Origin of the sequence: Flavonifractor sp. An100 (assembly GCF_002161175.1) — a bacterium.
GTDB lineage: Bacteria > Bacillota > Clostridia > Oscillospirales > Oscillospiraceae > Lawsonibacter.
Map to the genome: position 1 here is coordinate 1 of NZ_NFMA01000042.1, position 8,075 is coordinate 8,075.

The 8,075-nt window shown below is 52.3% G+C and carries 7 protein-coding genes and 2 tRNA genes; 7 read left to right on the forward strand and 2 right to left on the reverse strand.

Annotated features, from left to right (window positions below):
• The 5 genes from B5E43_RS14485 to B5E43_RS15370 all read left to right on the forward strand — a co-directional run.
• Positions 1 to 601 (forward strand): FHA domain-containing protein (locus B5E43_RS14485; RefSeq protein WP_087397855.1); only part of this gene is annotated, 601 nt, incomplete at its 5' end.
• The gene (locus B5E43_RS14490) at positions 588 to 1,421 is read left to right on the forward strand and encodes a protein phosphatase 2C domain-containing protein (protein WP_158099073.1); all 834 of its coding nucleotides are present in this window, start codon (positions 588 to 590) and stop codon (positions 1,419 to 1,421) included. The genes B5E43_RS14485 and B5E43_RS14490, both read left to right, overlap by 14 nt.
• A gap of 21 nt (positions 1,422 to 1,442) precedes the next feature.
• Entirely contained in the window at positions 1,443 to 2,657 is a 1,215-nt protein-coding gene (locus B5E43_RS14495) for a trypsin-like peptidase domain-containing protein (protein ID WP_087397859.1), read from the forward strand.
• Positions 2,654 to 3,385, forward strand: coding sequence for a PP2C family serine/threonine-protein phosphatase (locus B5E43_RS14500; RefSeq protein ID WP_087397861.1), 732 nt, complete (start codon positions 2,654 to 2,656; stop codon positions 3,383 to 3,385). The genes B5E43_RS14495 and B5E43_RS14500 overlap by 4 nt, the downstream gene beginning before the upstream one ends.
• Positions 3,382 to 4,791 carry an FHA domain-containing protein gene (locus B5E43_RS15370; protein WP_206407012.1) on the forward strand — a complete coding sequence of 470 codons (1,410 nt, stop codon included), beginning with the start codon at positions 3,382 to 3,384 and terminating at the stop codon, positions 4,789 to 4,791. The genes B5E43_RS14500 and B5E43_RS15370 overlap by 4 nt, the downstream gene beginning before the upstream one ends.
• A 278-nt stretch (positions 4,792 to 5,069) precedes the next feature.
• On the opposite strand, the gene B5E43_RS14510 is transcribed toward B5E43_RS15370, so the two are convergent.
• Positions 5,070 to 5,154 (reverse strand) — tRNA-Leu (locus tag B5E43_RS14510).
• Positions 5,155 to 5,464: 310 nt separating this feature from the next.
• Between B5E43_RS14510 and B5E43_RS14515 the strand changes: the two genes are divergently transcribed.
• A complete protein-coding gene (locus B5E43_RS14515; protein WP_087397863.1) occupies positions 5,465 to 6,685 on the forward strand; it encodes a cation:proton antiporter in 1,221 nt (406 codons plus the stop codon).
• Positions 6,686 to 6,750: 65 nt separating this feature from the next.
• Here B5E43_RS14515 and trmB read toward each other — a convergent pair whose 3' ends face one another.
• Positions 6,751 to 7,476 carry a tRNA (guanosine(46)-N7)-methyltransferase TrmB gene (gene trmB / locus B5E43_RS14520; protein ID WP_087397868.1) on the reverse strand — a complete coding sequence of 242 codons (726 nt, stop codon included), beginning with the start codon at positions 7,474 to 7,476 and terminating at the stop codon, positions 6,751 to 6,753.
• A 403-nt stretch (positions 7,477 to 7,879) separates the two neighbouring features.
• On the opposite strand from trmB, the gene B5E43_RS15195 reads away from it, so the two are divergent.
• Positions 7,880 to 7,965 (forward strand) — tRNA-Pro (locus tag B5E43_RS15195).
• Positions 7,966 to 8,075: the final 110 nt, after the last annotated feature.

The following is an 8,075-nucleotide window of genomic DNA, read 5'->3' on the forward strand; positions in this document are numbered from 1 at the left end:
CCAAAAGACTCAGCCCCCCAAGGGTTACACTCCCGTGACGGCAGACAACAAGACCCAGCCCCCCAGAGGCTACGCCGCCACACCGGTGACCGCTCCCTCTAAGACCATGCCCCCAAGAGGGTATGAACCGCAAGGGGTTCCTGAGCCCACCGCCCCACCCAAGGGGCTGGGGATCAGCGTCATGGATGCCGGAAAGACCGTTGGCATGATGCAGGAGCAGATGGGCTTTGACCCAGTGGTGGGATGGCTGGCCTGTGTGGAAGGCCCGAGCCGGGGAAAGAGCTACACCATCCGGGGCGGAATCAACTCCATTGGCCGCAGTGACCGGATGGATATTACCATTACCGGAGACCGGACCATTTCCGCAGAAAACCACGCCAAAATCAGCTACAGCGACCGCAACAACCGCTTTAACCTGATTCCCGGTGAGGGACGCAACATTGTCTATCTCAACGGAGAGGAGCTGTTCTCCCCCATGCCGCTGCAGACCTATGACCTCATTGATTTTGGAGAGACCAAGCTGCTCTTTGTCCCCCTGTGCTCCGACCGTTTCCGCTGGGACGCCAAGCCGGAGGAGGGAAGCGATCATGGGACTGTTTGACGGTCTGTTCCGCCGGGGGCGCCGGGTAACGGACCCTGCCCCTACCATGGAACGCTCGTCCCAGGAGTCCCCTTTGCGGTTTCTGGTGAGCAATATTCAGGGCATGGGGATGCGGGAACGGCAGGAGGACTCCTTTGCGGTCCTGAATGCCGCCAATCCCCGGCAGTTGGCCCAAGAGGGACTGTTTGCCGTGGTGGCAGACGGAATGGGCGGCATGGAGGACGGAAAGCTGGCCAGCGAGTGTGCCGTGGAATCCTTTTTGGAGCTGTTTCACGGCCGGGACTCCACCTCCCCCCTTCCCCAGTGGCTGGGAGCCTGCGCCCACAGCATCAGCGACCACGTGTTTCGTCAGTTTTCCGGCGCCAGCGGCACCACCCTTGTCGCGGTCCATATCCAGGAAGGGCAGCTGCACTGGGTCAGCGTGGGCGACAGCGCCATCTTCCTCATGCGGGATGGGGGCGTGTTTCAGCTCAACCGGGAGCACACCTACCTCAATCAGCTCTACGCCCGGGAACTGGAGCAGGAGGTCATCTGCAAAGAGCGTGCGGAGCAGGATGAGGATGCCCGGCGTCTGACCGGCTTTGTGGGAATCGACCACCTACAAGAAGTGGACTATAACCTGCGTCCCTGGCAGCTCCAGCGGGGCGATGCCCTGCTTTTGTGTTCCGATGGCATCAGCGGCGTACTGACCCCTCCCGAGCTGATGGAGGCCATGTCTATGGACCCCGAGGAGGGCTGCGGACTGTTGGAAACGATGATCTTAGAGAAACACCTTCCGGCCCAGGACAACTACACCGGCATCTTGATTTCCTGTAAATAAACTTGAATTGGAGTGTATGGTATGAAAAAGCTAGCTCGTGTCCCCGCTTTGCTCTTGGCGGTACTCCTTTTGTGCTTCTACACGGTTCCTGTCTACGGAGCCTTTGACCAGACGGTGCTGGACAGCATTGTGATGCTCCGTACCGGAGCCCCCGACGAAAACGGCACTATGAACTATTGGCGGGGAACCGGCTTCTTTGTGGGCGCCCAGGGAGAAAATCCCCAATACATTGTGACCAACTGCCATGTGGTGGAGGAATTCATCCTGGCTGGCAAGGCTCTGGGCGGTGGCGAGCTCTTTGCGGTATTTGGCCAAGACAATGAGCAGGAAGCCTATTTGGTGGACTATGACTACGAGAAGGATGTGGCTGTCCTAAAGCTGGAAAAGCCCACCGACCTGCGCACCCCCCTGCAGATGTTTGAGCCCCAGGACTCCATGCTGGGCAGCGAGGTCTACGCCGTGGGCTATCCGCTGGCCGCCGACATGACCATTCAGGCGGTCAACTCCTACAGCAAGGAGGACGCCACGGTCACCACCGGCAGCATCAGCCGTCTGCTGACGGAGAGCGGGACCGGCCGCCGTCTAATCCAGACGGACACCGCCATGAGCGGCGGAAACTCCGGCGGACCTCTGGTGGATGAAAATGGAGCCGTGCTGGGCATCAACACCGCCGCCTCCAACCTGGATCAGAACCTGTTTTATGCCGTGAGCATCAGCGAAATCCTCCCCATTTTGGACCGCAACAGCATCACCTACTCCATGTATCAGCCCAGCGCCGACAACACCGTACTCTACATCGGAATCGGCGCTGCCGTGGTGGTGGTAATTGCCGTCCTTGTTCTGGTAATGCGGAAGAAATCCAAGGCACCTGGGGAAGCAGCTCAGCAGACCCAGCCCGAAGCCGCTCCCGCTGCCTCTCCTGTGATCCGCTCCATGGCCCCTCAGCACGCCGGTCAGGTGGTACAGCTCCACCACCAGCCCGTCCAACTGGGACGGGACGGCGCCGTCTGCCGTCTGGTCTACCAGGACGGCACCCCGGGCGTCAGTGCCAGACACTGCCAGATCTATTACGATCAGAATGAGGGCATGTTCGTTGTCACCGACCTTAACTCCACCTACGGAACCTTCCTGGCCGACGGCCAGCGGCTCAGCCCGGACGCCCCTGTCAAGCTGCCACCCAAGAGCTCCATTTACTTGGGTGAGGTGGCCAACACGGTCTATTTGGAAGTGGAATGACCATGAACATCACCACCTATTCCTACACCAACCGGGGCGGCAGGCCTGAAAACGAAGACAGCATTTGTCTGGAAAGCCGCTCCGGCCGGACCGTTTTGACTCTGGCAGACGGTTTGGGTGGCCATGGCGGCGGTGAGGTTGCCTCCGCCCTGGCTGTAAACACTGTCTGCCAAGCCTGTCTGGACTGTCCTTCCGTGGATGAAACGGCTCTGGTCCAATCCATCCAAGCAGCCAATCAAAAAATCCTGGACGGACAGACCGCCTCAGGACTGGAGGAGATGCGCACCACACTGGTCGCACTCTATTTAGAGGGAGAGCACAGCCTGTGGGCCCACGTGGGGGACTCCCGGCTCTACCGCCTCTCCCAAGGAACGATCACTCAGCTGACCCGGGACCACTCTGTCACATACCGCAAGTATTTGGGGGGAGAAATTACCCGCATGGACGTCTACCACGACGATGACCGTTCCAGCCTCCTGCGGGTGCTGGGCCGCCCGTCCTGCTCCCCGGAAACCGGCTCTGCCCCCCTTCAGCCTGGAGAGGCCTTTCTCTTGTGTTCAGATGGATTCTGGGAATATGTATATCAGGAAGAGATTCTGGCCGACTGGCTGAAGTCGGAGACCCCGGAGCAGTGGGCACAATTGATGCTGCTGCGGCACATCCGCCGGGCTCCTAAGGGAAACGACAACTTCTCTTTGATCACCGTTTTTGTGGAGGAACACTTATGAAACGAGCTCTTGCCCTACTTTTGACCGGGCTATTGGCTGCCCTGACATTCATCCCGGTATCGGCAGCCGGAAGTGCAGAGCTGGTGCGCACCTTTTTCACTGAAAACACCCTATACACATATGTAAGCTTGGAAGGCGCGGACCAGCCCATCACCCAGGCAGAGGCCAGGATTGGCAGTCAGTCCTTTCCTGCCGCTGGGACCCTGGCGACCGTTCAGCAGGCAGGCTTTCCCGTCACCTACCTGCTGCTGGTGGACAACTCCACCTCCATGCCTGCATACCGCCAGGAGCTCGTCTCCTTTGGTCAACAGCTCGCCCAACTGGGCGGGGAACACACGCAATTTCTCCTGGCCACCTTCGGCAACGATCTGTCTATCACAGAGGAAGCACTATCGGCGGAGGAACTTGGTACAGCGCTGGAACAGCTCTCCTTCCACGAGGAAGTTACCCGTCTCCACAGCTGTCTTGACAAGGCTCTGGACTACTTTGAAGCTCTCCCTCGGGAGAGCAATGAGCTGCGGTGCATGGTGATTCTCTCCGACGCAGTACAGTACGACCCAGACGGCGGCATTCCCTATGATGAGCTTTTGGAGCGCCTTTCCCGCTCCGATGTTATGCTCCACTCAGTTGGGGTAGGCCAGCAGGAAGATGCCCTGGAGTCCCTTGGTCAGCTGGCTCAGGCCTCTGGTGGGACTCATCAGACCGTGAAGACTCCTGATGAGGCCGAGGAAGCAGCGCAGCAGCTTTCCAGCATCAACGGCTCTATGCTGGTCCTTGGATTTGACCTGTCAGGGTGTTCCGCCTCTGGAGAGGGACAGAACGTCTCCGTCACATTTGCCTCCAACGGAGCTCTGGTCTGCAAGGGGGAAAGTACCGTGGACCTTCCCTCAGACCAACCTGAGGCTCCGTCACCCGCCGTCTCCACCCCGCTCCCCCCCTCAAACAACTCCACGTCTCTCGATGCAAAAGAAAATACTCCCCAACCCTCTTCCTCCCCTCTTCTCCCTCTCGTGGGAGCCGCCGTTGTGATTCTCCTCGTTGGAGGGGCCGTTATTATTTTAAAACGCAGGAGCAGCTCAAATACTCCTCCTGCCTCCCCCCCGCCTCAGGGGATCTACATGCGCATCGAAGACCCTGCCGGCCATTTGGCAGGAACAGAAACCGGGCGCTATTTGACTCAAGAGCTGCTGGTAGGACGTGACCCCTCCTGCGATATCCTCTTCCAGGACCCTTCCGTCTCCCGCCGCCACGCCAGAATATTTTTGGCAAACGGAACCGTATATCTGGAGGACCTAGGTTCTCAAAATGGAACAACCGTCAACGGGAATCCCATTCACATGCCTTGCGCTTTGCGCAGCGGGGATACACTTACTACCGGTGAAGTGACGTGGATGTTAAAATTTTAATGCTCTATCTCAAGGGAAAACAATATTTTCCTTTAAAATTGGGGTATTCCCACATGAATATCTTTTAACTAATGGAATCGATCTTTTCTGATGTCTATTTTCCTTGCCGCTAATGCGAATCGTACTTTCTCCATTATGTTATAAGAAAACCGCTGCCCTTTAACTTCCCAGGGAAGTTAAAGGGCAGCGGTTTTTTGCTGCAATTGGCCTTTTGCCAAGTAATACGGACGTTCATTATATATAAAATCGCCGCAAACGCTATAACGTTCACGGCGACTTGGTGCGCCTGAAGGGACTCGAACCCACACGCATCGCTGCACGAGAACCTAAATCTCGCATGTCTACCAATTCCATCACAGGCGCATATTCTATTGGGAATGACAGAATAGAACGTAAATCAAAACGAAATATACTGCATTCACTGCATGATATGATACACAAAGAACAATAAAAAGTCAATGGTTGATCCGTTGCTGGCTCTCCCGGGAATCTGTGCTGTTTTCTCTCTCTTAATATTTGTACAGGATATAGACCATCCTTCCAAGAAATGAACAGAATCTAAACGTTATTGCCCTTGACTTTTTTTGAACTGGGGCCTATTCTTTTGTAACGGAAATTGTGTAAGCATGTCAGGCGAGCAGTGCCTGTACGATGGATCCCGGAGGTGTTTTTTATGGAATCATACGAAATTTTTAAAGATATGGCAATTATCTTAGTTGCCGCCAAATTATGCGGTTTAATTGCCCGACAATTTCGCATGCCAAGTGTAGTCGGCGAAATTATTGCCGGACTTTTAGTTGGTCCCTGTATGTTCCATCTCGTACAACCCTCTGATTTTTTGACCCAAATGGCTGAAATTGGTGTTGTACTTCTAATGTTTTCCGCTGGGTTGGAATCAGATACCAAAGAGATTATTCGCAGTGGACCAAAAGCGTTGGCCATCGCAACTTCAGGTGTCATTCTCCCTCTAGCATGTGGAACAGGATTGTTTCTCCTCTTCTATGGGCACACTTCAACACAGCGAAATCTTCTCTATGAAGCGCTTTTTATCGGATGTATCCTAACTGCAACCTCTGTTTCAATTACCGTTGAAGCGCTGCGGGAATTAGGCCATTTAAAAGAACGCGTTGGCACAACCATTTTATCTGCCGCCATTATTGATGATGTCTTGGGCATCATCGTGCTGACCCTGATTAGTGGTTTGAAAGACCCAAACAGCTCCCTTATAATGGTCGGCTGGAACACTCTGCTCTTCTTTATTTTCGCCGGCGTGATCGGCTTTATTATATACCAAGCGTTTGATTGGATGGATTCTCGGCACCCAAAAACACGCCGTCTTCCCATTCTAGCCTTGGCCTTATGTTTGGCAATGGCCTATATCGCGGAAGAGTACTTTGGAATTGCTGATATCACAGGTGCTTATGTTGCTGGTGTTGTTCTATCGAATTTGGACGATGCTCCTTACATCGAACGGAAGATGGACATCAATTCCTATATTATCTTTGGGCCATTATTTTTCGCCTCCATTGGTCTAAGTACTGATATCGGCGAAATGGATCAAACCCTGCTTCTCTTTACGATAGCATTCCTGATTGTCGCTCTCCTTTCAAAAGTAATCGGCTGCGGCGGCATGGCCCGTATATGTGGATTTCAGAAACGCGATGCTCTTAAAATCGGCGTTGGAATGATGAACCGTGGCGAAGTCGCTCTAATTGTTGCTCAAAAAGGACTTTTGCTCGGCCTGCTGAATCCCATGTTTTTTACCAGTGTTATTATTCTAATTCTGGTATCTGCTGTGGTAACTCCTATTGTGCTGAAGCTTTTGTATCATAAAGATGACCTAGCATCCTCACCCACAAAAGCTCAAATAACTGATTCCAGTGAAGCTGGTTAAACAAAATCGCCCCCCTACCAAATCGTAGGATGGGGCGATTTTTCATGCTCATTTCCGTTAAATACTTAAATATCGGTATTTTCCTGATTTTTGCGCGTTTCACTCTGAAGATAATCTGGAACTGGTCCAGCGATTGGATGAAACTCCGGCTCGCATGCCAAATGCTGTTTTATTCCAACGCATCGATTGATTGGCGTACCACAGGAATAAAATTTCTCCTCATAATCTGTCATGACACCTTTTATCCCTGTGGCATGTAAGTCCCGCGTTACCTCTGTAAGTTTATAACCTGCTTTTGGAAATTGGAACAAAGAGTATTCAAACAGATCCCGATTATCTGTTTTAAATCGAATTTCTCCTCCATCCCGAAGTATCCCACGGTACAGGACAAGGAAATTTTCGTGGGTTAGACGACGGCGGGCATGTTTATGAGACGGCCATGGGTCACAAAAGTTAATATATAAGATATCAACCTCATTTCCCGAGAAATAGTCTCTCAGCAAAGCTGCATCTCCATCAATAAAGAAGACATTCTTTAAGCCCTTTGCCATACAACGCTCCATAGCTATTACCATAGCATCAGGAACCCGCTCAATTGCAATATATAATGCCTCTGGGTGCTGTTCAGCCGTTTCTACTGTAAATTTTCCTTTTCCACACCCCAATTCAAGACGAAGCTCCTGAGCATCTGGCTTTAATTCTCGCCAATGCCCCCGGTAATCTTTCGGTGATGAAATTAAAAGGCTCGTACATCTTTCCATGCGCGCCGATAAATTCGGTTTTTTACGCATCCTCACTTAAATCACCTCATTGGTTTCTTGAATTTTTATTTTATCATATATAAGATAATATTGACAATCATTTCATTGTAAAACTATGTTTTCTATAGATAGACAAAATCCACCGAGTCATCTTTCTTTGCCGTTGGAGCCCCCCTTTAACATTAATACTTTAAAATAATAAAATAAACAGCATTTGTAATGTTCCCGTCTCAACACTTTGCCCCTGTAAAATCTATTTTTCCAACCACCAGGAAAAACTTGATTTTTCCCTTTTCTCATGTTATTATGCATAGGCTAAGTATCCATGTTAATTCTCTTCATATTTTTGAAAATTCCATATCCGGGGTGTAGCGCAGTTGGTAGCGCGCCTGCTTTGGGAGAATCCGCCCAGGCCACCCCACAACTTCATATCCGGGTGTAGCGCAGTTGGTAGCGCGCCTGCTTTGGGAGCGCGCGGGGGCCATCCATGAGGACAAAACCGCAACCCCTCAACCCGCTGGGACACTACCAGAAGCGGGAACCATTTCGGCAAAGTCGTTGGTCAAAAAACGGCCTTGACCACATGTTTGACCACAGTTATAATCATTTTATATCCGGGTGTAGCGCAG

Bases quoted from the DNA above. Each gene is read 5' to 3' on its own strand.
- B5E43_RS14490 (WP_158099073.1), top strand. From the start codon at position 588: ATGGGACTGTTTGACGGTCTGTTCCGCCGGGGGCGCCGGGTAACGGAC.
- B5E43_RS14495 (WP_087397859.1), top strand. From the start codon at position 1,443: ATGAAAAAGCTAGCTCGTGTCCCCGCTTTGCTCTTGGCGGTACTCCTT.
- B5E43_RS14500 (WP_087397861.1), top strand. From the start codon at position 2,654: ATGACCATGAACATCACCACCTATTCCTACACCAACCGGGGCGGCAGG.
- B5E43_RS15370 (WP_206407012.1), top strand. From the start codon at position 3,382: ATGAAACGAGCTCTTGCCCTACTTTTGACCGGGCTATTGGCTGCCCTG.
- B5E43_RS14515 (WP_087397863.1), top strand. From the start codon at position 5,465: ATGGAATCATACGAAATTTTTAAAGATATGGCAATTATCTTAGTTGCC.
- trmB (WP_087397868.1), bottom strand. From the start codon at position 7,476: ATGCGTAAAAAACCGAATTTATCGGCGCGCATGGAAAGATGTACGAGC.